General features: G+C 57.8%; 25 protein-coding genes. 7 read left to right on the top strand and 18 right to left on the bottom strand.

What is annotated here, in order from left to right:
- Positions 1 to 84: 84 nt before the first annotated feature.
- Positions 85 to 951 (bottom strand): polysaccharide deacetylase family protein, encoded by an 867-nt coding sequence (locus MITSMUL_RS11555; protein ID WP_244944576.1) that lies wholly within the window; start codon positions 949 to 951, stop codon positions 85 to 87.
- A gap of 199 nt (positions 952 to 1,150) precedes the next feature.
- Here MITSMUL_RS11555 and MITSMUL_RS11550 point away from each other — a divergent pair, with 199 nt between their 5' ends.
- Complete coding sequence (locus tag MITSMUL_RS11550; protein WP_036378940.1) at positions 1,151 to 1,348, top strand: DUF1858 domain-containing protein; 198 nt, start codon at positions 1,151 to 1,153, stop codon at positions 1,346 to 1,348.
- A 62-nt stretch (positions 1,349 to 1,410) separates the two neighbouring features.
- Here MITSMUL_RS11550 and MITSMUL_RS11545 read toward each other — a convergent pair whose 3' ends face one another.
- The 12 genes from MITSMUL_RS11545 to rpsB all read right to left on the bottom strand — a co-directional run bounded on the left by MITSMUL_RS11545 (position 1,411) and on the right by rpsB (position 11,775).
- Positions 1,411 to 3,126 (bottom strand): proline--tRNA ligase, encoded by a 1,716-nt coding sequence (locus MITSMUL_RS11545; protein ID WP_005842923.1) that lies wholly within the window; start codon positions 3,124 to 3,126, stop codon positions 1,411 to 1,413.
- Complete coding sequence (gene ispG, locus MITSMUL_RS11540) at positions 3,113 to 4,210, bottom strand: flavodoxin-dependent (E)-4-hydroxy-3-methylbut-2-enyl-diphosphate synthase (protein WP_005842922.1); 1,098 nt, start codon at positions 4,208 to 4,210, stop codon at positions 3,113 to 3,115. The genes MITSMUL_RS11545 and ispG overlap by 14 nt, the downstream gene beginning before the upstream one ends.
- A 55-nt stretch (positions 4,211 to 4,265) precedes the next feature.
- Positions 4,266 to 5,303: an RIP metalloprotease RseP gene (gene rseP, locus MITSMUL_RS11535; RefSeq protein WP_005842921.1), complete on the bottom strand. Its 1,038-nt coding sequence runs from the start codon at positions 5,301 to 5,303 to the stop codon at positions 4,266 to 4,268.
- Between the two features lie 62 nt (positions 5,304 to 5,365).
- Positions 5,366 to 6,514 carry a 1-deoxy-D-xylulose-5-phosphate reductoisomerase gene (locus MITSMUL_RS11530; protein ID WP_005842920.1) on the bottom strand — a complete coding sequence of 383 codons (1,149 nt, stop codon included), beginning with the start codon at positions 6,512 to 6,514 and terminating at the stop codon, positions 5,366 to 5,368.
- A gap of 13 nt (positions 6,515 to 6,527) precedes the next feature.
- On the bottom strand, positions 6,528 to 7,358 hold the full coding sequence (locus MITSMUL_RS11525) for a phosphatidate cytidylyltransferase (protein ID WP_040636431.1): 831 nt from the start codon (positions 7,356 to 7,358) through the stop codon (positions 6,528 to 6,530).
- Positions 7,359 to 7,381: 23 nt separating this feature from the next.
- Positions 7,382 to 8,185, bottom strand: a complete 804-nt coding sequence (locus MITSMUL_RS11520) for an isoprenyl transferase (protein ID WP_005842917.1) — start codon at positions 8,183 to 8,185, stop codon at positions 7,382 to 7,384.
- An 83-nt stretch (positions 8,186 to 8,268) separates the two neighbouring features.
- Positions 8,269 to 8,439, bottom strand: coding sequence for a DUF362 domain-containing protein (locus MITSMUL_RS11515; RefSeq protein ID WP_005842915.1), 171 nt, complete (start codon positions 8,437 to 8,439; stop codon positions 8,269 to 8,271).
- Positions 8,440 to 8,685 (bottom strand): hypothetical protein, encoded by a 246-nt coding sequence (locus tag MITSMUL_RS11510; RefSeq protein ID WP_005842913.1) that lies wholly within the window; start codon positions 8,683 to 8,685, stop codon positions 8,440 to 8,442.
- A gap of 1 nt (position 8,686) precedes the next feature.
- Positions 8,687 to 9,244: a ribosome recycling factor gene (gene frr / locus MITSMUL_RS11505; RefSeq protein ID WP_005842912.1), complete on the bottom strand. Its 558-nt coding sequence runs from the start codon at positions 9,242 to 9,244 to the stop codon at positions 8,687 to 8,689.
- The gene (gene pyrH / locus MITSMUL_RS11500; RefSeq protein ID WP_005842911.1) at positions 9,244 to 9,984 is read right to left on the bottom strand and encodes a UMP kinase; all 741 of its coding nucleotides are present in this window, start codon (positions 9,982 to 9,984) and stop codon (positions 9,244 to 9,246) included. The genes frr and pyrH overlap by 1 nt, the downstream gene beginning before the upstream one ends.
- A 114-nt stretch (positions 9,985 to 10,098) precedes the next feature.
- The gene (gene tsf / locus MITSMUL_RS11495) at positions 10,099 to 10,968 is read right to left on the bottom strand and encodes a translation elongation factor Ts (protein WP_005842910.1); all 870 of its coding nucleotides are present in this window, start codon (positions 10,966 to 10,968) and stop codon (positions 10,099 to 10,101) included.
- A gap of 81 nt (positions 10,969 to 11,049) precedes the next feature.
- On the bottom strand, positions 11,050 to 11,775 hold the full coding sequence (rpsB, locus tag MITSMUL_RS11490) for a 30S ribosomal protein S2 (RefSeq protein ID WP_036378270.1): 726 nt from the start codon (positions 11,773 to 11,775) through the stop codon (positions 11,050 to 11,052).
- A gap of 423 nt (positions 11,776 to 12,198) precedes the next feature.
- On the opposite strand from rpsB, the gene MITSMUL_RS11485 reads away from it, so the two are divergent.
- Together MITSMUL_RS11485 and MITSMUL_RS12810 are read left to right on the top strand one after the other, a co-directional pair.
- Positions 12,199 to 13,416, top strand: a complete 1,218-nt coding sequence (locus MITSMUL_RS11485) for a dicarboxylate/amino acid:cation symporter (RefSeq protein WP_005842908.1) — start codon at positions 12,199 to 12,201, stop codon at positions 13,414 to 13,416.
- A gap of 66 nt (positions 13,417 to 13,482) precedes the next feature.
- Positions 13,483 to 13,800, top strand: coding sequence for a hypothetical protein (locus MITSMUL_RS12810; RefSeq protein WP_147652959.1), 318 nt, complete (start codon positions 13,483 to 13,485; stop codon positions 13,798 to 13,800).
- Positions 13,801 to 14,239: 439 nt separating this feature from the next.
- Here MITSMUL_RS12810 and MITSMUL_RS11480 read toward each other — a convergent pair whose 3' ends face one another.
- Positions 14,240 to 15,619, bottom strand: a complete 1,380-nt coding sequence (locus MITSMUL_RS11480; protein ID WP_005842905.1) for an amino acid permease — start codon at positions 15,617 to 15,619, stop codon at positions 14,240 to 14,242.
- 205 nt (positions 15,620 to 15,824) lie between these two features.
- Between MITSMUL_RS11480 and MITSMUL_RS11475 the strand changes: the two genes are divergently transcribed.
- From MITSMUL_RS11475 to MITSMUL_RS11460, 4 genes are all read left to right on the top strand, one after another.
- Positions 15,825 to 16,463 carry a YigZ family protein gene (locus MITSMUL_RS11475; RefSeq protein ID WP_005842904.1) on the top strand — a complete coding sequence of 213 codons (639 nt, stop codon included), beginning with the start codon at positions 15,825 to 15,827 and terminating at the stop codon, positions 16,461 to 16,463.
- Positions 16,464 to 16,582: 119 nt separating this feature from the next.
- A complete protein-coding gene (locus MITSMUL_RS11470; RefSeq protein ID WP_040636430.1) occupies positions 16,583 to 17,722 on the top strand; it encodes a trans-sulfuration enzyme family protein in 1,140 nt (379 codons plus the stop codon).
- A 39-nt stretch (positions 17,723 to 17,761) separates the two neighbouring features.
- Positions 17,762 to 18,937: a MalY/PatB family protein gene (locus MITSMUL_RS11465; protein WP_005842901.1), complete on the top strand. Its 1,176-nt coding sequence runs from the start codon at positions 17,762 to 17,764 to the stop codon at positions 18,935 to 18,937.
- Positions 18,938 to 18,974: 37 nt separating this feature from the next.
- Positions 18,975 to 19,499 (top strand): DNA-deoxyinosine glycosylase, encoded by a 525-nt coding sequence (locus MITSMUL_RS11460; RefSeq protein WP_005842899.1) that lies wholly within the window; start codon positions 18,975 to 18,977, stop codon positions 19,497 to 19,499.
- Between the two features lie 238 nt (positions 19,500 to 19,737).
- Here the strand turns inward: MITSMUL_RS11460 and MITSMUL_RS11455 are convergent, their stop codons facing one another.
- The 4 genes from MITSMUL_RS11455 to MITSMUL_RS11440 form a co-directional block, all read right to left on the bottom strand.
- The gene (locus MITSMUL_RS11455; protein ID WP_050751711.1) at positions 19,738 to 20,589 is read right to left on the bottom strand and encodes an HAD family hydrolase; all 852 of its coding nucleotides are present in this window, start codon (positions 20,587 to 20,589) and stop codon (positions 19,738 to 19,740) included.
- A gap of 63 nt (positions 20,590 to 20,652) precedes the next feature.
- Entirely contained in the window at positions 20,653 to 21,354 is a 702-nt protein-coding gene (locus MITSMUL_RS11450) for a YczE/YyaS/YitT family protein (RefSeq protein ID WP_040636429.1), read from the bottom strand.
- A gap of 66 nt (positions 21,355 to 21,420) precedes the next feature.
- Positions 21,421 to 22,341, bottom strand: a complete 921-nt coding sequence (locus MITSMUL_RS11445) for a sugar phosphate isomerase/epimerase family protein (RefSeq protein ID WP_005842894.1) — start codon at positions 22,339 to 22,341, stop codon at positions 21,421 to 21,423.
- Positions 22,342 to 22,539: 198 nt separating this feature from the next.
- Entirely contained in the window at positions 22,540 to 25,026 is a 2,487-nt protein-coding gene (locus tag MITSMUL_RS11440; RefSeq protein WP_005842891.1) for a GH39 family glycosyl hydrolase, read from the bottom strand.
- Positions 25,027 to 25,041: the final 15 nt, after the last annotated feature.

Below are 25,041 nucleotides of genomic sequence, written 5' to 3'. Positions count from 1 at the left end.
ATTTGCCGATTTATGAAAGAAAGATATCCTGTCTATGGAAAATAATTATTAATTTTGTATACTTCGTGCAATCTTTTGTGCAGCTCAGTGCTTCGTCCAGCCAAAGCTCTCGAACTGCGGGGTGTAATGGATGCGCTCGACGAAGTCGCGGTTCGTCTTCTCTGTATGGAAGATTGGCACGCGCTCGAGTGCGTAGATGTTGCTCTTGCGGCTGACGCCGCCGTACTTGATGGTGAAGGCGGCCTTGTAGCCGGCTTCGCGCACGAGCTGGGCGATGTGGAGGTTGTAGGCACCGGTCGGGTAGGCCATGTACTTGACCTCGTGGCCGAGCTCGGCCTCAGCCTTCTTTTTCGACTCGACGAGCTCAGCGCGCAGCTGGTCGTTCGTCAGGTCGGTCATCGACTTGTGGTCGACGGTGTGCGAGGCGACGGTCATGCCGTTCTTCTCCATCTCGCGGCACTCATCCCAGGTCAGGTAGCCCTTGCGCGTGCCGAGGAAGCTCGTGACAACAAAGACCGTGCCCTTGAGGCCGTACTTCTTGAGAATCGGATAGGCGTTGTCGTAGTTGTCCTGATATCCGTCATCGAAGGTGATCAACACGGGGTTGTCGGGCAGCGTCCCTGTCCCCTCGATGGCATCGTAGAGCTCGTCGGGCGTGATAGCGTGATAGCCATGCTCCTTAAGGTAGCGCATCTGCCAGTCGAAGTCGGCCGGCGCGACGGCGAGCGACAGGAATTCGTCGCTGACCTTGTGGTAGTTGAGCACGAGGATCTGCGGGCCGCCTTCCACAGTATCGGGCTTTGGCTGCTGCACCTCTTTCGTTTCCTGCGTGCTATCGGTGCCCCCTGCCATCTCGGCCTCGTGCACCGCCGGCCGCAGCAGTGTCACCGCCGCCAGGCAGATCACCGCTGCCAATACTACCAGTCCCAGCAAACGCCATGAACGTCTCATCAAATCTTCCTCCTGCATGTGTTCCGTGATACTCGCATCTATCATAACACAAAATCTGGAAAAAAGCGGAAAAGTTTTTGGCTATCTAGTGCATTTCTCGAAAATGTGGTATAATCCTCTTGATGGAAATATACCCCATCCACGTATATGTGATGAAACTCACAGCGATTTTATGTTACCCATAGGAGGTTTTTTCATTATGGCAATCACGAAAGACATGAGCATCCTCGAAGTCGTCCAGAAGTACCCGGACACGGTTGACGTATTCGTCAACGCTGGCATGGGCTGCCTCGGCTGCGCTGCCGCACACTTCGAGAACATCGAGCAGGGCGCGATGGCACACGGCATCGACGTCGACCAGCTCGTCAAGGACCTCAACACGGTCGTCGGCGCATAAGACAAGCCAATAAAAAAGAGCTGCACCAGATGGTGCAGCTTTTTTATTGTATTTTTTCAGGCTCAGAGGTCTTTGAGCAGTTCCTGGACCTTCTCGAGGTAGTCGGCGCGCGTGAAGTTGTAGACTTCGCCGGTCTTGCGGACTTTGACTTCGATGATGTCCTCGTCGACGGCCTTCGGGCCAATCGTCACGCGGACCGGGTAGCCGATGAGGTCGCAGTCCTTGAACTTGACGCCGGCGCGCTCCTTGCGGTCGTCGAGCAGGACGTCGAGGCCGGCTTTGCGGCACTCGTCGTAGATGCCCTCGGCATACGTCAGCTGCTCTTCTTTCTTAGCGTTGACGGCGACGACGACGACCTCGAACGGCGCGATGGCGCGTGGCCAGACGATGCCCTGGTCGTCATTGTTCTGCTCGATGGCGGCAGCCATCGTGCGGCCAACGCCGATGCCGTAGCAGCCCATGACGAGCGGCTGCTCTTTACCGTTCTCATCGAGGAAGGTCGCACCCATGGCCTTGCTGTACTTCGTGCCGAGCGTGAAGACCTGGCCGGCCTCGATGCCGCGCGTCATCTTGAGCGGTGCGCCGCAGTGCGGGCACGGGTCGCCCTCTTTGACCATGCGCAGGTCGGTGACGATGATGGCATCCTTGTCGAAGTCGCGCTGCGGGTTGACGTTCTTGTAGTGGACGTCGACTTCATTGGCACCCGTGACGGCGTTGTGCATGTTCATGACGGTCGCATCGACGAGCACATGCGTGTCCTTCTTAATGCCGATGGGGCCCATGAAGCCCGGGCAGCCGCCAGCGGCGCGGATAGCCTCTTCCTCGGCCATCCGCAGGTCGAGTGCGCCCTCAATCTGGTTGATGACCTTGACCTCGTTGACGTCGTGGTCACCGCGGATGAAGGCGAGCACGAGCTCGTCCTTGTCCGTCTGGTAGGCGACGGCCTTGATCGTCTTGTCGGCCGGCACCTTGAGGAAGTCGCAGAGGGCTTCGATGGTGTTCGTGCCCGGCGTGCTGACCTTCTCGAGCGGCAGCTCATCTTCAGCCGGAGCTTCAACTGGCTTGAGTTCAGCCTTCTCGTCGCTTGCAGCGTAGTCGCACTTCGTGCAGACGGCGATGTTCGACTCGCCAGCGTCGGCGAGGACGGTGAACTCATGGGAATGGCCGCCGCCGATGGCGCCGTTGTCGGCCTCGACCGGACGGAACTCGAGGCCCATGCGCGTGAAGATGTTCGTGTAGGCGTCGTACATCTTCTTGTAGGACTCGTTCATGCCCTCGACGTCCTTGTCGAAAGAGTAGAGGTCCTTCATGATGAACTCGCGGCTGCGCATGAGGCCGAAGCGCGGACGACGCTCATCGCGGAACTTGTCCTGAATCTGGTAGAGCATCAGCGGCAGCTCCTTGTAGGAGCGGACTTCGTCGCGCACGAGCGCCGTGATCATCTCTTCATGCGTCGGTCCGAGGCAGAAGTCGCGGCCATGGCGGTCCTTGATGCGCATCATCTCATCGCCGTAAGCGCCCCAGCGGCCGCTCTCCTGCCAGAACTCTGCCGGCTGCAGGATTGGCATCATGATCTCCTGGCCGCCGGCGGCGTCCATCTCCTCGCGGATGATCTGCTCGATCTTGCGGATTGTGCGCCATGCGAGCGGCAGGAAGGTGTACATGCCACCGGCCGTCTTGCGGATCATGCCGGCGCGGTACATGAGCTGATGGCTGGCAATCTCCGCCTCAGCTGGCGTATTTCTAAGGGTTGGTGCATAAAGGTTACTTGCTCGCATGTTTGCGTTCCTCCAATATCTGGTCTATTTCCTGGAATAATTCGTTCACGAGGTCGGCCTCGGGCACTTTGCGGACAATCTCGCCCTTGCGGAAGATCAGTCCTTCGCCGTTGCCGCCGGCGATGCCGACGTCGGCGCCGCGCGCCTCGCCCGGGCCGTTGACGACACATCCCATAACGGCCACCTCGATGGGCTCCGCGATGTCCTTGAGCTTCTCCTCAACCTGTGCGGCGATGGCCGGCAGGTCGATGCTCGTGCGGCCGCAGGTCGGGCAGGCGACGAGCGTCGGACCGTACTCCTTGAGGCCGAGCGACTTCAAGATCTCATTGGCGACGCGGACCTCGACGACGGGGTCGCCCGTCAGCGAGATGCGGAAAGTGTCGCCGATGCCCTCGGCGAGCAGCGCGCCGATGCCGACAGCCGACTTGATGATGCCCGTGTTGACCGTGCCGGCCTCGGTGATGCCGAGGTGCAGTGGGTAGTCGACCGTCTGGCTCATGAGCCGGTAGGCCGCAATCGTCAGCGGCACGTCGTGCGCCTTGAGGGAGATCTTCATGTCGTGGAAGTCGAGCGCCTCGAGGATGCGCACGTGCTCCATGGCCGACTCGACGAGGGCCTCCGGCGTGACGCCGCCGTACTTCTTGAGGATCTTCTTGTCGAGAGAGCCGGCGTTGACGCCGATGCGGATTGGGATGCCGGCCTCCTTGGCCGCCTTGACGACAGCCTTGACCTTCTCCTCGCCGCCGATGTTGCCCGGGTTGAGGCGCAGGGCGTGGATGCCCTGATGGATGGCCTCGAGCGCGAGCTTGTAGTCAAAGTGGATGTCCGCGACGAGCGGCACCGTGACCTGGCGCAGGATGTTGCCGAGGTTCTTGGCAGCCTCCATGTCGGGCACGGCGAGCCGCACGATGTCGCAGCCCGCGGCCTGCAGGGCGCGGATCTGGGCGACGGTCGCCTCGGTGTCCGTCGTCTTCGTATTCGTCATCGACTGCACAGAGATGGGCGCCCCGCCGCCAATGGCGACCTTGCCGATGTGGATCTGGCGCGTCGGACGGCGCTTCTTTAAATCGTACAAATCGTACACTTCCTTTCGAATCCTTTCGGACTGTCGGATGAGTCGGATGCGTTATCTGAACTGCTCAGCCGCCAAAGATGACGCGGACGATGTCGTTCTTCGTCGCGAGCAGCATCAAGAGGAGCAGCAGGATGATGCCGACGTTCTGCGTATAGCGCAGAGCCGTTGGGCTCAGCGGCTTGCCGCGCACGGCCTCGACGCAGAGCGTCAGGAAGTGGCCGCCGTCGAGCGCCGGTATCGGGAAGAGGTTGACGATACCGAGGTTGAGGCTCAGGAACGCCGCGAAGTTCAGCAGCGGCACAAAGCCCATCTGGGCAACCTCCCCCGCCATCTGCGCGACACCGATTGGGCCTGCGAGCTCCGCACCCGACAGCTCGAGGATGATCTTGTAGAGCGCGTCGACCATCATGTAGAGGATGGCCCCCGTCTTCTGCACGGCGAGCTGTACCGACTCGACAAAGCCCGGATAGCGCGTGTTGACGGAGCCCATGACGCCGACCATCGCGCGCTGCGTGCTCGAGTCGTAGGCCGGCGTGACCGTCGCGTCAAATGTCTCGCCGCCGCGCTCAACCGTCAGCTTGACGGGCTCGCCCGCGCTGTCCTTGACGCCGCCCACGAAGTCGGACCACGTCGCAATCGGCGTGCCGTCGATGGCCAGCACGCGGTCGCCGTCCCTGAGGCCCGCCTCTGCCGCCGGCTTGCCCGCGAGCACCGTGCCGAGAACCGGCTCGGGACTCGGCGTGCTGACGCCGGCGAAGAAGAAGATGCCGAAGAACAGGAACAGCGGCAGGATGAAATTCATGATGGAGCCCGCGAGGATCACGATCATGCGCGAACTCACGGGTTTCTCGCAGTAGCCGCGGCTGCCCGCGTCGTTCTGCTCGGGGTCCATGCCGGCGATGTCGTTGAAGCCGCCGAGCGGGATCGCGCGGATGGAGTACACCGTCTCGCCGCGCTGGAAGCCCACGAGCTTCGGGCCAAAGCCGATGGCGAACTCGTCGACGCGCATGCCCGTCATCTTCGCCGTGGCGAAGTGACCGAGCTCATGGACGAGGACGAGCAGGCCGAAGACGAATACGGCGGCTGCTATTGTCAATACCATTGCTTCACCATCCTATCGTTATTATCGATCTGATACTTATCATCGCATTGCCCACGTCTCGCTCACGTTTCAAGGAGCGAAGCGGCATAGGAGCGCGCCCAGGCGTCTTCCTCGAAGAGCTCTTCGAGCGTCGGCTCGAGGATGCACGCGCGCTTCATCATCGTCTGCTCGATGATGTCGTAGATGTCGAGGAAGTGGATGGCGCCCTTGAGGAAGGCGCCGACGGCGACCTCGTTGGCCGCGTTGAAGATGCAGGGCATCGAGCCGCCCATCTTGCCGGCCTCGTAGGCGAAGCGCAGTCCCTTGAACGTGTCGGTGTCCGGCTTCTCGAAGGTCAGGTCCTTGAGCTTCCAGAAGTCGAGGCGCTCGAAGTCGGACGATTGGCGCGTCGGATACGTCAAGGCGTACTGGATTGGCAGCTTCATGTCAGGGCAGCCGAGCTGCGCGATGACGGAGCCGTCGCAGAACTGGACCATCGAGTGGATGATGCTCTGCGGGTGGACGACGACCTGGATCTGGTCATAGTCGACACCGTAGAGCCACTTCGCCTCGATGACCTCAAGGCCCTTGTTGACGAGCGAGGCCGAGTCGACCGTGATCTTCTGCCCCATATTCCACGTCGGATGCGCGAGGACCTGCGCCTTCGTCGCGCCGATGAGCGCCTCGCGCTTCTTGCCGCGGAACGGGCCGCCCGAACAGGTCAAGAGCAGCTTCTCAATCGTCTCGCGCTTCTCGCCCTGCAAGCACTGGAAAAAGGCACAGTGCTCACTGTCGACGGGCAGGATGGAGACGCCCTGTTCCTTCGCGCGGCGCATGACGATCTCGCCGGCGACGACGAGCGTCTCCTTGTTGGCGAGCGCGATGTTCTTCTTGGCGTCGAGCGCCTTCATCGTCGGCTCGAGGCCGGCAAAGCCCATCATCGAGGTCACGACCGTGTCAACCGCAGGATAGGCCGCCGCATCGATGAACGCCTGACGGCCGCCGGCGAGCTGCGTCTTGCCCGTGTAGCGCGACTTGAGGCGCGCGTAGGCCGCCTCGTCGGAGAGCACGGCGAGCTCCGGCTCGAACTCGTGGATCTGCTGTTCGAGCAGTTCATCGCTCGAATTGGCAGCAAGCACGGAGATGTGGAAGAGCTCGCGATGGCCGCGCACGACGTCGAGCGTCTGCGTGCCGATGGAGCCCGTGGAGCCTAATACGGCAATGTTCTTCATTTCCTGCCCTCCCTTATTTCAGGCCGAGGCCCGAGATCAGCACAAAGTAGTAGACGAGCGGTGCCGTGAAGAGCACGCTGTCAAAGCGGTCCCAGACGCCGCCGTGACCCGGGATGATATTGCCCGAGTCCTTGATGCCCGTGTAGCGCTTCGCGACGGACTCGACGAGGTCGCCGAGCGTCGCGAGGAGCGAGATGCAGAAGCCGAGGCCAGCCATCTCAGCGACGGGCAGCGAGAAGAAGACACCGAGGCCGGCGACGGCTGCCGTCGTGCCGACGACGGAGCCGAGGAAGCCCTCGACCGTCTTGTTCGGGCTGATCGTCGGGCAGAGCTTGTGGCTGCCGATGGCCGAGCCCACGAAGTAAGCAAAGGTGTCACTGGCCCAGGTGCCGATGAACATGACCCAGATCATCGCACAGCCGAACTCGAAGGAACCGAGCGAGGTCGCAAGCGTCGTCTCAGGGTAGAGGCCGCGCAGCATGACCATGTGCGCGAAGGGCAGGCCGAGGTAGAGGATGCCGGCGACCGAGGTGCAGGCATCGACAAAGGAGACGCGGCCGTGCAAGAGGACGCTCTCCAAGAGCACGATGAGCACGATGCCCGTCGTGACGGCCATCGACTCGTCGGCATTACCGAGCCACGCGCAGCCCCAGAGCAGGAAGAGCCCGAGGATGCCCGTCAGGAAGGTGAGATTGCTGCCCTTGCGGTGAAAGGCGCGCGCGTATTCAAACCAGGCCAGTATAGAGAGCACGAGAGCAAAGCCCGCGAACAGGGCCCCGCCCGTCTGGATGACAAAGGCAGCCAGCGCGATGCCGACCACTCCTGTGATGATTCTTGTAAGCAACGAAAACGCTCCTATCTACTATCTTATTTGTTGGTGAGACCACCGAAGCGGCGGTCGCGTCCGGCGAAGTCGACCATCGCGTCGACGAAGCAGGCCGGCGTGAAGTCGGGCCAGTTGACATCTGTGAAGTAGAACTCCGCATAAGCTGACTGCCAGAGCAGGAAGTTCGAGAGGCGCTGGTCACCGCTCGTGCGGATGACGAGGTCGACAGGCGGGTCGCCTGCCGTGTCGAGCTCTTGCTCAATGGCCTCTGCATCGATATCCTCGGGCGCGATCTTGCCCTCGGCTGCCTGGCGCGCGAGCGACTGGGCAGCGCGGATGAGCTCGTCCTGCCCGCCGTAATTGGCCGCGACATTGAAGCGGATGCCAGTGTTGTCCTTCATGAGCGCCTCCGCCTCGCGCATCTGGCGCTGCAGGCCCTCGGGCATGCCCTCCATGCGGCCGATGAAGCGGATGCGCACATTGTAGTCGTTCATCTCCTCGAGCTCTTTGAGCAGGTACTCCGAGAAGAGCTTCATGAGGAACTCGACCTCCGGGCGCGGGCGCTTCCAGTTCTCCGTCGAGAATGCGTAGACCGTCAGAGCCTCGATGCGTAAGTCGATGGCCGTCTTGAGGACGTCCTTGAGCGTCTTGACGCCCGCCTTATGGCCCGCCGTGCGGATGAGCCCCTTGCCCTGCGCCCAGCGGCCGTTGCCGTCCATGATGACGGCGACGTGGCGCGGCAGGCGCTGCCAGTTGATTCTATCGTAGAGCGGATTCGCGCCAGCGGGCGCCTTTTCCGTGCGCTCCGAGTTGGAGCTTCCTCCGCCAAATATCTTTTTCCACATACTATATCCCCATCCTGAGATTCTTGCGTGCAGAATAACGAAAAGCCCCTCTCAAATAGAAAAGAGGGGCCGCTCGTCATCCATCAGGGAGCTTCGATTGCGGATACCGGGCAGCCGGCAGCGCAAGCACCGCACTCAACGCACTTGTCTGCGTCGATTTCGTAATGCTCAGCACCCTCGCTGATTGCCTCAACCGGGCACGTAGCAGCGCAGGAACCGCAGGAAATGCAGTCATCATTGATCTTATAAGCCATTCATCTCGCCTCCTTTCCGAATTCATTCTGCTTCCTCTGCTTTGCCGCAAGAGTCAGCATGATCGTGCCGTCCGCCTGCTCGCGCACGCGGACGACATAGAGACAGGTGTTGTCTGTCTTGAAAAAATCACGCGTTGGGCGTGTAATTTCCGTTTGCCATGAACGGCCGGCCTCGCGAAGCAGCGATTCGGCCTCGGCGAGGGGCCGTGCCAGAACGTCAGGCGTCATCGAGTCCATCGGAGCCATATCAGACTTCCATGACCTCTTTCTCCTTGACCTCTTTGGCTGCATCAGCGAGTTTGACGTACTTGTCGACGAGCTTCTGCATGGATTCCTGGCCGCGCTTCGATTCGTCCTCGGTGATCTCCTTGGCCTTCTCGAGCTTCTTGATATCCTCGTTGCCGTCTCGGCGGATGTTGCGCAGGGCGACCTTGGCCTCCTCCGTCTTCTTGTTGACCGTCTTGACGAGTTCCTGGCGACGCTCCTGCGTCAGAGCCGGGATGGAGAGGCGAATGGCCGTGCCGTCCGAGTTCGGGCTCAGGCCGAGGTCCGACTTCATGATCGCGACTTCGATGTCGTGCAGGATGGATTTCTCCCACGGCTGGATCATGATCATGCGCGGCTCCGGCACCGTGACCTTCGCGATCTGGTTGACCGGCGTCGGTGCACCGTAGTAGTTGACCATGACCTTATCGAGCAAGGACGGCGTAGCGCGGCCTGCACGCAGCGAGGCAAACTCGTGCTTGAGGGCCTCGATGCTCTTCTTCATGCGTTCCTCATGGGACGCGAGAATGTCTTTTACCATTATTCCTCTCCTCCTACCGTCGTGCCGATCTCCTCGCCGAGTGCTGCACGGAAGATGTTCTCGTGATCATCGATGTTGAAGACGAGAAGCGGGATCTTGTTGTCCATGCAGAGGCTCGTGGCCGTCGTGTCCATGACGTGCAGGCCCTTGTTGAGGATCTCGATGTACGTCAGCGAATCAAACTTCTTCGCATTGGCATTCTTGTTCGGATCGCTGTCATAGATGCCATCCGTGCCCTTCTTAGCCATGAGGATGACATCGGCTTCGATCTCAGCAGCGCGCAGAGCAGCCGTCGTGTCCGTCGAGAAGTACGGATTGCCCGTGCCGGCGCCGAAGATGACGACGCGGCCCTTCTCCATGTGGCGGATGGCCTTGCGGCGGATGTACGGCTCTGCGACCTGGCGCATCTCGATGGCGGTCTGTACACGCGTGTCCACATCGAGCTTCTCGAGTGCATCCTGCAGGGCGAGTGCATTCATGACCGTAGCCATCATGCCCATGTAGTCCGCCGTTGCGCGGTCCATGCCCTTGGCCGAGCCAGCGAGCCCGCGCCAGATGTTGCCGCCACCGACGACGATGGCGACATCGACGCCGTGCTCGCGAATCTTCTTGATCTGCTTCGCGATGTCCTCGACGACAGTCGGATTGATGCCGAAGCCCTGATCGCCGGCAAGCGATTCACCACTAAGCTTCAGGACAATGCGTTTATATTTTGCTGGTTCCAAAATATTACCCTCCATCTAAATGTAAATGCCTAAATGTCACTGCATCTTTCTCTATTATAACCTCTAAAAAAAGAGAACACAATCCATTATGTGTTCTCTTTCCATTCCGTTTTACGGTTTTAGAGGCGATTATTTCATCTGAGCAGCGACTTCAGCAGCGAAGTTCTCCTGCTTCTTCTCGATGCCTTCGCCGAGCTGGTAGCGCGTGAATGCCGTTACCTTGACGTCGCCGAGGATGTCCTTGACCGTCTTGTCGGAATCCTTGACGAAAATCTGCTCGTTGAGGCAGACTTCCTTGTAGAACTTGTTGATGCGGCCTTCGACCATGCGCTCAACGATCTTCTCCGGCTTGCCCTCTTCGAGAGCCTGCTTGCGGAGGACTTCCTTCTCGTGCTCGAGAGCTGCTGCATCGACACCGCTGCGGTCGATGGCTGCCGGAGCTGCTGCAGCAATCTGCATCGCAACGTCCTTGCCAAGCTCTTCGTCGCCGCCCGTCATGTCGACGAGGACACCGATCTTGCCGCCCATGTGGATGTAGCTGGCAACGCGGCCTTCCGTCTCATAGCGGACGAAACGGCGCAGGGAGATCTTCTCGCCGATCGTAGCCGTTGCTTCCGTTACGAGAGCAGCAACCGTCTTGCCGTCGATCTCGCTTGCGTTGAGGGCATCGAGGTCAGCCGGGTTCGTAGCAGCGATGTGCTTTGCGATCTTCTCTTCGAGGGAACGGAACTGCTCATTTCCAGCAGCGAAGTCCGTCTCGCAGTTGACTTCGACGAGAACGCCGACTTTAGCATCGTCGCTGATGTAAGCTGCGACAGCACCCTCTGCAGCGATGCGGCCAGCCTTCTTCTCAGCCTTCGAGATGCCCTTCTCACGGAGCCAGTCGATTGCCTTTTCCTTGTCGCCGTCCGTAGCCGTCAGGGCCTTCTTGCAGTCCATCATGCCTGCGCCCGTCGTCTCGCGCAACTCTTTTACCATTGCAGCCGTAATCTTTGCCATTGGTTCTTTCCTCCTAATAAAAGAAAGGGGTAAGGGATAACTCCCTTACCCCTCTCGGTCTTCTTATCGAATCTGGATTGCTTATTCAGCAGCCGGTGCTTCTGCAGCTTCTGCTTCGCTATCCTCACCCTGACGACCCTCGAGGACTGCATCAGCCATGCGGCCCGTGAGGAGCTTGACAGCGCGGATTGCGTCATCGTTGCCCGGGATGACATAGTCGATCTCGTCCGGATCGCAGTTCGTGTCGACGATAGCAACGATAGGGATGTTGAGCTTGCGAGCCTCTGCAACGGCGATGCGCTCCTTGCGCGGATCGACGATGAAGAGTGCGCCCGGCAGCTTGTTCATCTCTTTGATGCCGCCGAGGTACTGCTCGAGCTTCTCCATCTCATGACGGAGACCCTGGACCTCTTTCTTCGTGAGGACTTCAAACGTGCCGTCTGCTTCCATAGCCTCGAGCTCTTTGAGACGAGCGATGCGCTTCTGGATCGTGCGGAAGTTCGTCATCATGCCGCCGAGCCAACGCTCGTTGACATAGAACTGGCCAGCACGCGTAGCTTCTTCTTTGATGGCTTCCTGAGCCTGCTTCTTCGTGCCGACGAAGAGGACGCTCTTGCCTTCCTCTGCAACGCTGCGAAGGAATGCATAAGCCTCGTCAACCTTCTTGACCGTCTTCTGAAGGTCGATGATGTAGATGCCGTTGCGCTCCGTGAAGATGTACTTTGCCATCTTCGGGTTCCAACGACGGGTCTGATGTCCGAAGTGGACACCTGCTTCAAGTAACTGTTTCATGGAAATAACTGCCATGTTGGTGCACCTCCTGTTTTTTTCTTCCGCGCCTTTCATTTCTCTGCACCACCCAGTTTCGGGCACAGGGCAGCGATCGAGGCGCGTGCTATTTTTACACCGTTAGAAATTATATCATAAGAGTCCTGCCTTGACAATCACCCCGCGCGAAAAATTTTACGTCTGCCGTTTGCTCGCTTTCTTGTGTATATAAGGAAGCGAAGCGGCAGGATTCAGTCAATGAATTGGATTCAAGTTACAATGATACAGAATTACAAGGAAGTATGTCCTTTCACGGCGTATGTATACCGTATACTTATACCATATGGGTGGACAGGCGTACATGTTTTCTCTATAATTAGTTACTGTGATAAGGAGTTGGCATTATATATCGTACAAATATGAAAATGCACGCCAATGAGAAACACCCAAGGAGTGATTTGCATGAACTTATCCATCAAGATTTTTATTTCGCTTGTGCTGGCCGTCATCGTCGGCCTCATCGCTGGTGAACCGGCCCTGCCGTTCATCAACTGGTGGATCGCACCGATTGGCACGATCTTCATCAACCTCATCAAGATGATGATCGTCCCGGTCGTCCTCTGCTCGCTCGTCGTCGGCATGACAAGCCTCGGCGACACGACGAAGCTCGGCCGCATCGGCATCAAGACCATCCTGCTCTACCTCGTCACGACGGCCATCGCGATTGTCATCGGCTTTGGTGTCGCGGGTCTTGCGCATCCGGGTGTCGGCCTGCAGATGACGTCGGACGCTGTCGTCAAGGTCAAGGAAGCACCGTCGATCATGCAGGTCTTCGTCGCGATGATCCCGGCAAACCCGGTCGCCTCGATGGCTAAGGCCGACATCCTGCCGGTCATCGTCTTCGCGCTCTTCATCGGCGTCGGCATCCTCAAAGTCGGCGGCGAGCGCGCGGATATCCTGATCAAGTTCTTCGACGCCTGCGCAGAGGTCTCCTACAAGATCATCGGCATCGTCATGAGCTTCGCTCCTATCGGCGTCTTCGCCCTGCTGCTGCCGGTCGTCGCCAAGAACGGCCCGTCCGTACTGCTGCCGCTGATCTCCGTCATCGCCTGCGTCGCCGTCGGCTGCGTCATCCACGCGGTCGCGGTCTACTCGACGCTCGCCAAGGTCTGGGGCGGCCACACGCCGGCACAGTTCTTCCGCGGCATGAGTGAGGCGATGCTGATTGCCTTCACGACCTGCTCGAGTGCAGCGGCTCTGCCAATCAACATGAAGAACAGCCAGGAGAAGCTCGGCGTATCGCGCGATGTCTCCTCCTTCGTCCTGCCGCTCGGTGCGACGATCAACATGGATGGCACGGCCCTCTACATGGGCGTCTGCTCGCTGTTCATCGCGAATGTCTTTGGCATTGACCTGACGTACGGCCAGATGGCCATGGTCGTCCTGACCGGTACGCTGGCCTCCATCGGCACAGCAGGTGTCCCGGGCGCCGGCCTCATCATGCTCGCGATGGTCCTGCAGAGCGTCAACCTTCCGATGGAAGGCCTCGCCCTCGTCGCCGGCATCGACCGTGTCCTCGACATGTTCCGCACCTGCCTGAACATCACCGGTGACGGCGCCGTCGCCATCGTCATGGATCAGGAAGAGAAGAAATACGCCAAGAGACAAGCTGCGGCATAATCTTACTCCTATAAGTACATAGACACATCTACAAGAGAGCCCTCTGCATTGCAGGGGGCTTTTGATTTGCAGGCTTGGATTCGATTTACATCTTATAGAAAAGCCGCCGCAGCGGGCAGACAACGCTCCGCAGGGCAGGCTGCTGAAAGAATTTTTTTGCCCTTCAATTTATCCCTGAAAAAGACAAAAACGCGCTGCGCTTGGACGCTTGTCTTTTTCAGGGCAGCTGGTCGGCAAAAAAATTCTTTCTTGACGCAGCTCTGCCAATGCTCCGCTTATGTCTGCCCGCTGCGGCTCAGTGCCTTCCCGCCCTATTCGCTCGCCTTCTTTTTGTTGCTTCCAGAAAGCGAGATGGGGTCTGCGCCAGCATGCGGAGCAGTCTAACGGCCACGGCTCCGGTGTCGAAAAACTCAGTTGTTCGAAGAGAGGCGGCAGCAGCACTCCAGTAGTGGAGCGTTCAAATTCCTGCGTGAAGAAGCGATTTTTGTCTTCCTGTCACCTCCGATGAGAGATTCGAATCTTCTATGCGAGAAGCGGCGCACCAGCCGCCTGCTGGAAGTGAGCCGCAGCTGCTTGTCATAAGCGGAGCGTTAGCAGGATTGCGTGAAGAAAGGATTTTTTGCCGACCAAGTCCCTTAGAAAAGACAATCGTTCAAGCGAAGCGCGTTTTTGTCTTTACTAAGGCTTAATTATCCGGCAAAAAATCCTTTTAGCAATCCTGCGCAGCGGAGCGTTGACAAGCAGCTGCGGCGCCTCTTTTTGCTGGATGTCAACCCAACATAAAAAAGCCGCCCTCTATGCGAGAAGCGGCTTTGTATCCTATTCAGTGGATTGCGCGTGCGGCGCTGGTGGCGCGGCGGCGCTGGCGCAGGCGGTACCATGCCATTGGGAAGATGAGCATCGGGATGCCGGCGTAGAGGGCCTCGCGGAGCTCTGGCTCGAAGACCATGACGATGAGGCAGAAGACCTGAGCCCAGATGCCGAACAGCGTGACGTACGGGAAGAACGGCGTCTTATAGCGCAGTGCGCCTTCCGTTCCCTCCGCAATCTTGCGCTTGCGGCTGCGGTACTCACTCCAGCAGATCGAGATCCAGGCAATCGCGCCCGTGAAGCCCGAGACGGCTAAGAGGTACGTGTAGAGTGCCGAGTTCGGGTCAAACGAGTAGAGCAGGATGACCGCCCAGCAGGCGCAGATCGAGACGAGGATGGAGCGCGACGGCATGCCATTCTTGTTGATGTGGCCGAGTGCGCTCGGTGCCATGTCCATGCGCGCGAGCGCATGCAGTGCGCGAGCTGCGCCGTAGAGGCCCGAGTTCGAGCACGAGATGGCCGCCGTCAGGATGACGAAAGCGAAGAACGCGCCGAAGCCCGAAAGGCCGTACTGCGTGACCGCTGCCGCGAAGACACTCTCATCGAGGCCCGCCTTGTCCCAAGGCAGGATCGAGATCAGGAGCGAGATTGGGATGATGTAGAGCGCGATGATGCGCCACGTCACGTTGCGCACCGCAATCGGAATGCTCTTCTCCGGCTTCTCGCACTCGCCAGCCGCCAGGCCGATGATCTCCGTGCCCTGGAAGTTGACGAGGATGATGACCATCGTCAGCACGATGGACCAGTAACCGTTCGGCGCGAAACCACCGCTGCCGAGAAGTACCTTGGTGCCGATATAGCCCTGATCACCGATGAGGCCGAGGCAGATGAGGCCGGCCACGATACTGAAGGCTGCAAGAGCGATAATCTTGATCAAGGATAACCAGAACTCACTCTCGCCGAACTTATCGACATGAAACAGATTGAGAATCGTCACCAGAAGTCCGAAGAACACAGCCCACCAGAGCTGGCTGACTTCCGGTATAAAGTTATTCATGATGATGCCCGCGGCAATCATCTCGGATGGAACGTACGCAACCCAGGTCGTCCAGTAGGCCCAGCCCACACCACAGGCCCAGGTCGGAGAGATATGCTCCCTGGCGTACGTGACAAAAGAACCTGATACAGGTTTTTCCACCGCCAGCTCCGCAAGGCAGAGCATGACGCAAAGCACGATAATCCCGCCCAAGAGATAGGCGAGTATCGCGGCCGGGCCCGCTTTTTCGAGAACATACCCGGTGCCGAGGAAGTAACCACTGCCGATGACCCCGCCCAGCGAGATCAGCTGCAGATGGCGATTCTTTAACCCTCTGTTCATTTTCGACTCGTTCATTACCTTAATAACACAACCTTCCCAGTGCCGCTTCGATCTGTGATTTGTATAGCATTGCCATCCGCGACACTTCCATTATTTCTATTAAAGGATACTACAAAACAGGGGCAATTACCATAGCCACACAGATAAAATTTTCAGATGAGGACATACGGGCAGAAAATAGGGTATAATTATAAGAAAGAAATAGATTCAGGAGGCAATCATGAACCGCTATCGAACCATCCGCGAGACGGACGACTCCGTCGAGACGCTCTATGAGATACAGAAATCGAGATTCATCACACACATCCGCCATGTCGAGACTGAGGAAGAAGCCCGCAGCTTCATCCAGGCCATGAAGAAGCAGTACTTCGACGCGCGCCACAACTGCTCCGCCTACGTGCTCGGCGAGCGCGCCGACAAGCAGAAGTCGAACGATGACGGTGAGCCCGGCGGCACGGCGGGCAATCCCATCCTTGAGGCCATCAAGAAGAACGAGCTGACTGACGTCGTCATCGTCGTCACGCGCTACTTCGGCGGCATCAAGCTAGGCGCGGGCGGGCTCATCCGCGCCTACGGCCACGCCGCCGTGCTCGGCATAGAGGCGGCCACGCGCATTGAGATGACGCCCTTCACCGCGCTCCACGTGACGATTGGCTATGACCTCTTAGCCACAGTCGAGCACTGGATCCGCCAGCAGGAGATCCGCACGGAGGAAGCCGACTACGCCGAGCACGTCACGCTCCACCTCTTGCTGCCGCCCGAGGAAGTCGATGCGCGGTTGACAGAGCTCCGCGACCTCACGAGCGCCAACTTCCAGGCCGAAACGGGCGAGACGCGCCGCATCGCCCTGCCGTGCTGACAGACCGAGAGTCTATATCATTGACAAAAGGGGCCGTTTTCCCTTATAATATCAGCTATACATACTAGAACGATATGTCTTTAGGAGTTTTGCTCATTCTGCCCATCAGGAGGGATTCTATGAACGACTACACCCTTGAAGTGCACGGCTGTCACCAATACGATGCAACCGGTGCCATCAGTGAACCGATCTACCTCTCGGCCACCTACCGCCATCCCGGCTACAAGCAGAGCACGGGCTTCGACTACGGCCGCGTCGCCAATCCGACGCGCAAGGAGCTCGAGGACGTCCTCGCGAAGCTCGAGCGCGGCCAGCGCGCCTGGGCCGTCTCGTCGGGCATGGCCGCCATCAACATGGTGCTCCACCTGCTGAATCCCGGCGACCACATCCTGCTCTCCGAAGACCTCTACGGCGGCACAGTCCGACTCGTCAACGACATCTACAAGAAGTACGGCCTGACGTTTGACTACGTCAACACGGCCGACCTCGAAGCGACGGCCGCGAAAATCCGCCCGGAGACGAAGATGATCTTCATCGAGACGCCGTCGAATCCGATGATGCTCGTCAGCGACATCCGCGCCATCGCCGAGCTCGCCCACAAGAACGGCGCCCTGCTCACCGTCGACAACACCTTCCTCTCGCCGCACGTCCAGAAACCGCTGACGCTCGGCGCCGACATCGTCGTCCACAGCGCGACGAAGTACCTCTGCGGCCATAACGACATCATCGCGGGCGTCATCGCGATTGCCGACGCCGCCTCCGACTACGGCCAGGACCTCGAGCTCTACATCAAGTCGGAGGGGCCGAACCTCACGCCGATCGACTCGTGGCTGCTGCTGCGCAGCATCAAGACGCTCGGCATCCGCGTCGAGCGCCAGGCGCAGAGTGCCATGAAGGTCGCCGAGTGGCTCCGGACGCAGCCGACAGTCACCGACGTCTACTACGTCGGACTGCCCGACCATCCGGGCCACGCGCTCCACGAGAGCCAGGCCACGGGCTTCGGCAGCATGATCTCGTTCAAGACCGAGTCGCCGGAGCACGCCGTGCGCGTGCTCGGCCGGCTCAAACTCATCGCCTTTGCCGAGAGCCTCGGCGGCGTCGAGAGCCTGCTGACCTACCCGATTGCCCAGACGCACGCTGAGATGCCAAAAGAGCTGCTCGCGCGCACAGGCCTCGATGACCGGCTGCTGCGCCTTTCCATCGGTATCGAGGCAGTCGATGACATCATCGCCGACCTTGACCAGGCCCTGAACGGCTGATCCCTTTTCTCTTGAACCGTACAGAAAGCGAGTGATTCTATGCCTACCGATTTTGATACAGTCATCAACCGTCGCGGCACCTCGTGCCTCAAATACGACTTCGCCGTCGAGCGCGGCTATCCGCAGGGCATCCTGCCGTTCTGGGTCGCCGATATGGACTTCCGCACGCCGCAGCCCGTCATCGAAGAGCTCACGCGCCGCGTCCAGCACGGCATCTTCGGCTACACCGACCCGAAGGAATCGTACAAGCAGACCATCGTCGACTGGATGACAAAACACCACGGCTGGACGCCCTCGACGAAGGCCCTGACCATCACGCCGGGCGTCGTCTTCGCACTAGCCACGGCCGTGCGCTGCTTCACGGAGCCCGGCGACGCCGTCCTCCTGCAGCAGCCCGTCTACTACCCGTTCAGCGAGGTCATCCGCCAGAACGGGCGCCTGCTCGTCAACAGCCCGCTCGTCCTTCAGGACGGCCACTACGAGATTGACTTTGCCGACTTTGAAGATAAGATCATCAAGAATGAAGTCAAGCTCTTCCTGCTCTGCAGCCCGCACAATCCGGCCGGCCGCGTCTGGACGCGCGAGGAACTGCTGCGCATCGCCTCAATCTGCCTCAAGCACAGCGTGCTGATCGTCTCCGACGAGATCCACGAGGAGTTCATGCGCCCGGGCTTCCAGCACACGCCGCTCGCCTCCCTCTCGCCGGAGATTGCGGCGCAGACCATCACCTGCACCTCGCCGTCGAAGACCTTCAACCTCGCCGGCCTGCAGATCTCGAACATCTTCATCGAGAATGATGAACTGCGCAAGCGCTTCCGCGCCGAGATCTCGGCGGCCGGCTACAGCCAGCCCAACGCGCTCGGCCTCTTCGCCGCCCAAGCCGCCTATGAGCACGGCGCCGACTGGCTCAAGGAGCTCCTTGCCTACATCGAGAGCAATTACCAGAAGACAAAGGCCTTCCTCGCCGAAAGGATGCCTAAGGTCACGTTGATTGAACCTGAGGGCACGTATCTGCTCTGGCTCGACTTCTCGGCCTACGGTCTCTCTGACGAGGAGCTCGACGACATCATCATCAACGACGCCAACCTCTGGCTCGACTCCGGCCACATCTTCGGCAAGGCGGGCCGCGGCTTCCAGCGCTTCAACATCGCCTGCCCCTGGAGCACGCTCGAAGATGGCCTCGAGCATCTCGCCAAGGCGTTCGAGAATCGCTGAATCCACTGACACACGCATCTAGAAAGGTCGCATCAACATGCTCTGCATTGGCCTAAGGCCCAACATCGATAAAGACTGCCGCGCGCTGATCCTCGGCTCCATGCCCGGCGTCAAGTCGCTCGAAGCGCAGCAGTACTACGCCCATCCCCAGAACCGCTTCTGGCCGATGATGGCCCATCTGCTCGGCGAAGCACTGCCCTCCGCCTATGAGGAAAGGCTCGCCATGCTGCTGCGCCACCACATTGCCCTCTGGGACTCCATCGGCAGCTGCGAGCGCGAGGGCAGCCTCGACTCCGCCATCCGCAACGAACAGGGCAATGACTTTGCGGCGCTCTTGCAGGAGTACCCCGGGATACGGGCCATCTACTTCAATGGCGGCAAGTCGGCGCAGGCCTTCAAGCGCTACAACAAGGCGCTGCTCGCGCGCCCCGACATCGCCTTCCACGCCATGCCCTCGACGAGCCCGGCCAACGCCCGCTGGCGCCTGCCCATGCTCGAAGCGGCCTGGCGAAAAGCTTTGACAGAGTCGGGAATCCTCTGCTATACTGAGAACAAGATATAGCGGACTGAAATATCCATCCGCTGCCGAATCACCCCCGTGCCATCATCGACAGGAGGTCCATATGCCATCTTCCATCTGGCTGATCTTAGCCATCATCGTCACCGCGTTCTTCTTCTATCTCGAGACACGGGACGTCGAAGATTGACATGAAAAGAGCGGCTGTACATCGCGTACAGCCGCTTTTTATGTGCAATCCCGCAAAGATAAATCAAGGAAAGAGCCAGGAAGGGGTCTTATGTCATGCGGGAAGGCAATCTGGAGATAAATCACCATGCTGCCCTGGAGAATACAGCAAGCCTTTCTGAATCAAGCCCTGGATACCAAGCAGCACACCGTTCTCTTTGTTGGTCAACGTCGTAAAATGCGCTGCTTGCTTGACAGATGAATGCGCGTTAGCCATTGCGAAGCTGTAGCGAACCGCCTTCATCATCTCAACATCGTTGAGCCAGTCGCCGAAAGCTGCACACTCCCCCGACTGCCAACCAAAACGTGAGCAGACGGCCTTGATTGCCTTTCCCTTGTTCACGCCTTTTTGCATGATGTCCAGCCAGAACCCGCTCGATTCCACGAGCTGCAGTTTGCTGGAAAAAGTCTTGACATACGGCAGGATATGCTGACCTGCCTGTCCGCTGTCATCGAATAAAGCGATTTTCACACAAACATCTTCTACATCAGCAAAGGAATGCACCAACACATGATTGGGGTAATACGGCTCAATGCCCTGAAGCAGAGAATCCCTCGCTTGTTGCCTCAACACATAAGCGTGGCGCAGACCACAGAGCACGGGGAAGATATCCGGTTTGCCAAGCACCGCATCAAGGACATCCCAGACGAGATTCTCGTCAATCGGGCAGGAAAAGATGGTCTTTTCCCGATAGCGGACCAGCGCACCATTCTCGGCGATGAACAGGAAGTCCTCGCGATACGATGCAAATGTCCTTGCTAATGATGCATACTGCCGCCCCGAAGCAGGAGCAAAGATGACGCCCCTGCTTCGCAACTGTGCAGCCAGCTCACCGAACCCTGTCGGCAGCCGCCCTGCTTCATTGAGCAAGGTGCCATCCATATCCGAAAAAATCGCCTTGATCATCTTCATTCGCTCCTTTGCTTCTCGTACAGGAATCGCCCCATATCGCTCATCATCACGCATAACTCATTCGGCTGCCGGTTCCGTCGCCTCTTCCATTTCCGTAGCACTGCCCGTCGTCCCATCCACATCCCATCTCTGCATCAAACGCAAGAATACAGGATTCAGTGGTCGGATCAGGCGGCCGACAAAGATTGCCGAAAGGATTGTCGCTGCCCCCATCCCGTACAGGTTGCCGTAAAGCATCAAGCCAACCGCTATAGAAATGACGACACAGGCACTGTCATAAAGAACCTTATCGCATCCGAGTCCATGACCAGTGCGAAGGCTCAGCAGATAGACAAAGCCATCTGGCGGATTCTGGACGAGATGCATGTTGATCATCAGGACCATCCCGATTGCGGTAAAGATAATGCTGCCGACAAGATAGAAAACAGCAAGCAGAAAATCCGATGTGTCCGGAACGATGAAGAACTGCAGGAGATCGATTATCTGGCCAAACAGAATGGCCACAGGCACCTGCAAGAGATATTTCACCGTAATCTCGCGTGCCATCACCATCTGCAGGATTGTGTTTGCCAAGTGGAAGAGCATCGTCAATGTACCGAATGTAAGGGGAATTGCGGCCTCCAGTACAAAGGGGATACTGCTGATTGGTGAGATGCCAAAGCCACACTTTTTGCACAAGACAATGCCCAATGATACGGAAACAATCCCTGCGATATAGATCAGCAAGCGGATTACTGCAGAAAATCTCATTTCTCCCATTCCGTACGCTCCTTCCTTCATCTTATCGCTTCATCTCTAATCTTGTCGGCAGTCTTTATCTCTGCCTCAGCCGACGAAATTGCGCAGATAATGCGCTGCCACTTTGACCGCACGCTTCGCATCGTCAAGTGTGCCCTCGTATGCTTTATCCTCGACTTCGATGACGCTGTATCCATCGTAGCCGATATCACTGAGTGCCGAAACGTACTTGCCCCAGTCCACATCACCGAGTCCCGGAATCTTCGGCTTCATGTACTCCAACGGGCAAGCCATGACACCTACATCTGCCAGTCTGTCGTGCAGAAGTTTGATATCCTTGAAGTGCACGTGGAAGATACGGTCCTTGAACTCATAGATTGGCTTGATATAGTCAATCTGCTGCCAGACGAAATGGGACGGATCGTAGTTAATGCCGAAATTGTCATACGGCAGGATTTCGAATACCTTGCGCCAGTTCGCAGGACTCGTCATGAGATTCTGTCCGCCCGGCCACTCATCTTCGGTGAACCACATCGGACAGTTCTCGATGGCGATCTTGACGCCTTTTTTCTGGGCATACTCGAGGATTGGCGGCCATACTTCCTTGACCACAGAGAGATTCTGTTCCACCGACTGGTCGGTGATGCGGCCGAGGAACGTCGTTACCATATTGACCTCGAGCATCGCCGCCGCATCGATCAGCGCGTAGAGGTGCGCGATATATGCCTTGCGCTTCGCAAGATCCGGGTCCAACGTGTTGGGATAATAGCCGAGGGCCGAGATTGCGACGCCTCTCTTCTGGCAATAGGTGCGAATCTCTGCTGCGCGTTCCGGCGTCAGCGCTTCCGCATCAATGTGGCAGACACCAGCGTAGCGGCGCTTCGCCCCGCCCGAATTCGGCCAGCAGGCCACTTCCAGACACTCCAGGCCATTCTCGGCAGCAAAGTCAACTGCTTCTTCAAATGTCGTTCCCTCAAGAATGGATGTCAGTAAACCAAACTTCATCATGATAAGCCCCTCTTTTCTTTGTATCAGGATTTCTTGACTTCTTTACTGTACCTATATTGTACCGATTTCTCCCCCGCGCTTCTCCGCACAATACATCCATATCAGTGAGTTTATTTATGATATTCAATAAAAAAGCCGACATCACAACAAGATTTTATCCCTGTTTCTTGTCATGATGTCGACTCATCAGCGTTGTGTTCAAGATTCAAGCCAATCCAATGATTTGCTGATTTCCAGATAGCGTATCTCATCGGGCCGCAACTCCAGGTCCAACTGCAGTGTCCCATCCTCAACCTGCCGATGGCGGATGCTCAGATGAGCCATCGTAATCTTGGCGAGATGACGGACTTCCAGACTGGTCAGCCCTTCCATGCAGTCAAGCTCATTCCATTCATCCTGGATGCTGCCATCACCATCGTCAATGCGCCTCTGCCGGATAATATAGCGTCCGTTCTTCAGATGACGCAGAACGATGTGCAAGCAAAGTACATCCCGGTCCTCAAGATATGTACTGATTGCTCTCCCATCTACCTGGTCCTCTGGCGTCATGTAATAATGATAGTTCAGATGCTTGCCGTTATGGCAGACCAAGCGGTAGCCTATGTCCTCCCCGCCCGTGACAAGGCAGTGCTCTTCCATTGCCAGGAACCTATCATGACAGGCATGGAAGAAATCAAAGGCGAACCAGGCCGGCTTCGGGATGCCATCGCGCGTCACCAAGCCGCTGCCACCAAACAGCAGTCCCCGCGTATCCTTATACTCGCTGTGGAGATCCGAAAAAAGCCACTGTCCCATGAGCAGATTCTGGCAACTCACGCAGGAAATGAGCGTACGCATCAGGAATGCGCCTCGATAGCAGCTGTCATTCATCGCATTGCGGCTCGACAGGCTCATGGCGTATTCTGACAGATGTATCGGGACGCCTGCCAAACCAACGCTTGCTAAGACACGTTCCATCAGCTGTACGTTATGCCGGATGAATTCTTCATCCGTAATGCGCTTCTCAAAATACATATCGCCCTCGTGCTGTTCCAGATGATAAGGAAAGCCTGTCATACTGATGAACGCAGGGCGCACATGATTCTTCAACCAACGCTCTACGCATGCCTGCAGCTCTTCCCGGCCATAATGCTGAACGGGGAAGCCACCTCCCCCCAACCGGAGTGACGGGAGACTTTGCTGCAACACTGCAGCAACTGCATCAAATTCCCGGAAGAACTGTTGATGATCTGCTGCAGACAAGGGCGTATAAGAAAACTGGCTGCCCTGAAAAACCGAGTGCTCTTTCATGCGCAATTCAAAAAACCAATTCGCTACTTCCTTGTCGCCATAGCGCTGTTCCAGATGTACAGCCAGCTGCCGATAGAACTCCCGCTCCTCCTGGAGGTCCCGGAAATCCCCGTTCGGGGCATAGTCATCGCGCACTGCCGTCTTTGTCGTGCGCAGGATGCGGTATGGTTTGCAGCCAAGCTCAATGTAAGGCCGCAGCTGATGTTCGAGCAGGAAGTCCAAGATATTGTCGAGACGGTTAAAATTCAGAGGTCCCTTCGCGTGGATATCGAAATTCATGCCCTCACCATACAGATTCCAGAAACGGACGTAGCGGAAGCCCAGACGTCTCTGTGATGCAAGCAACTGCGCCCGGAGACCAGCATCGAGAAGTTCCACTGCGGTTCCCACATTGATGACAGCTACGAGATTGGCTTTCTCGAAATGCATCCCATCTATGGCGGTATCTACCTGCACCGTGATTTCACGGCGATCGTAAGCCGTACCGCCATCTGCTTCCTCGCGCAGGAAGGCATCGATGCGCTGCTTGACCTCCTGTTCTTTCTGGATATTCTTCACCCGCTCCTGCTGCTCCCTGCGCTGCTGGCGGTAGCGCTTGCGGAAGGCAGACGGGTTCATCTGATAGGCCTGCTGGAAATAATGATTGAACGCCGCCACACTGACGAAGCCATTGTCCATGGCTAAATGAATGATGCTGACATCTGATTCGATGAGGTCATCCATCGCATATTCCAAGCGAATGTGATTGACGAGCCCGACAAAGTTGATGCCACACTTCTGCGAGATGTACTTCGATACATACGTCTCACTGAGGAACAAGTGCTGCGCCAAGTCTTTCAGCCGGATATTATGGCGGTAATTGGTCCGAATGTAGGCAAAGATTTCCTGCAGGCGCAGTTCATCCTTATCCACATCCGTTCGATAGTGGATTTCCTCCGGCGGTATCAGGAAATTGCTCGTCAGGATGTGCAGCATCTGATAATAGAGGCTGTTGCGGTAAATCTGCGAGTTGTTGTGTGTCAGGATATCGTTGAGGATGCGGCCAATGAGAAAGCGAAGGCTGGAAAACGCCTCATGCTGTTCTCTCGCAGAGCAGCACCGCAATAGGACAATGCTCTGTCCCATCATTTCCTTGATCCCCTGCAGGGAAATCAGGAAGCGAGCCATGAGCATCCCCTCACTGCCGATATAGCTGTGTTCGCGGTTCGCATTGATGACGAGTATATCACGTTCTTTCAGAGACTGGTTTTCACTGCCTACTGTGACCTGGACATAGCCAGACAGAATGTATAAGAGCTCGATATCTCCATGAGAATGTTGTGCAGCAGAACAATCCTCCACAATCTGTACGGACATAATCTGTCCCGCTTTTAAATGGTCCTTCTCCAAATGCATTCACCTCACTCGCAT

Source organism: Mitsuokella multacida DSM 20544, assembly GCF_000155955.1.
In the GTDB taxonomy this organism is placed as follows: domain Bacteria; phylum Bacillota; class Negativicutes; order Selenomonadales; family Selenomonadaceae; genus Mitsuokella; species Mitsuokella multacida.
The sequence above is the reverse complement of the archived record's forward strand: the minus strand, read 5'-3'. Positions and strand labels throughout refer to the sequence as shown.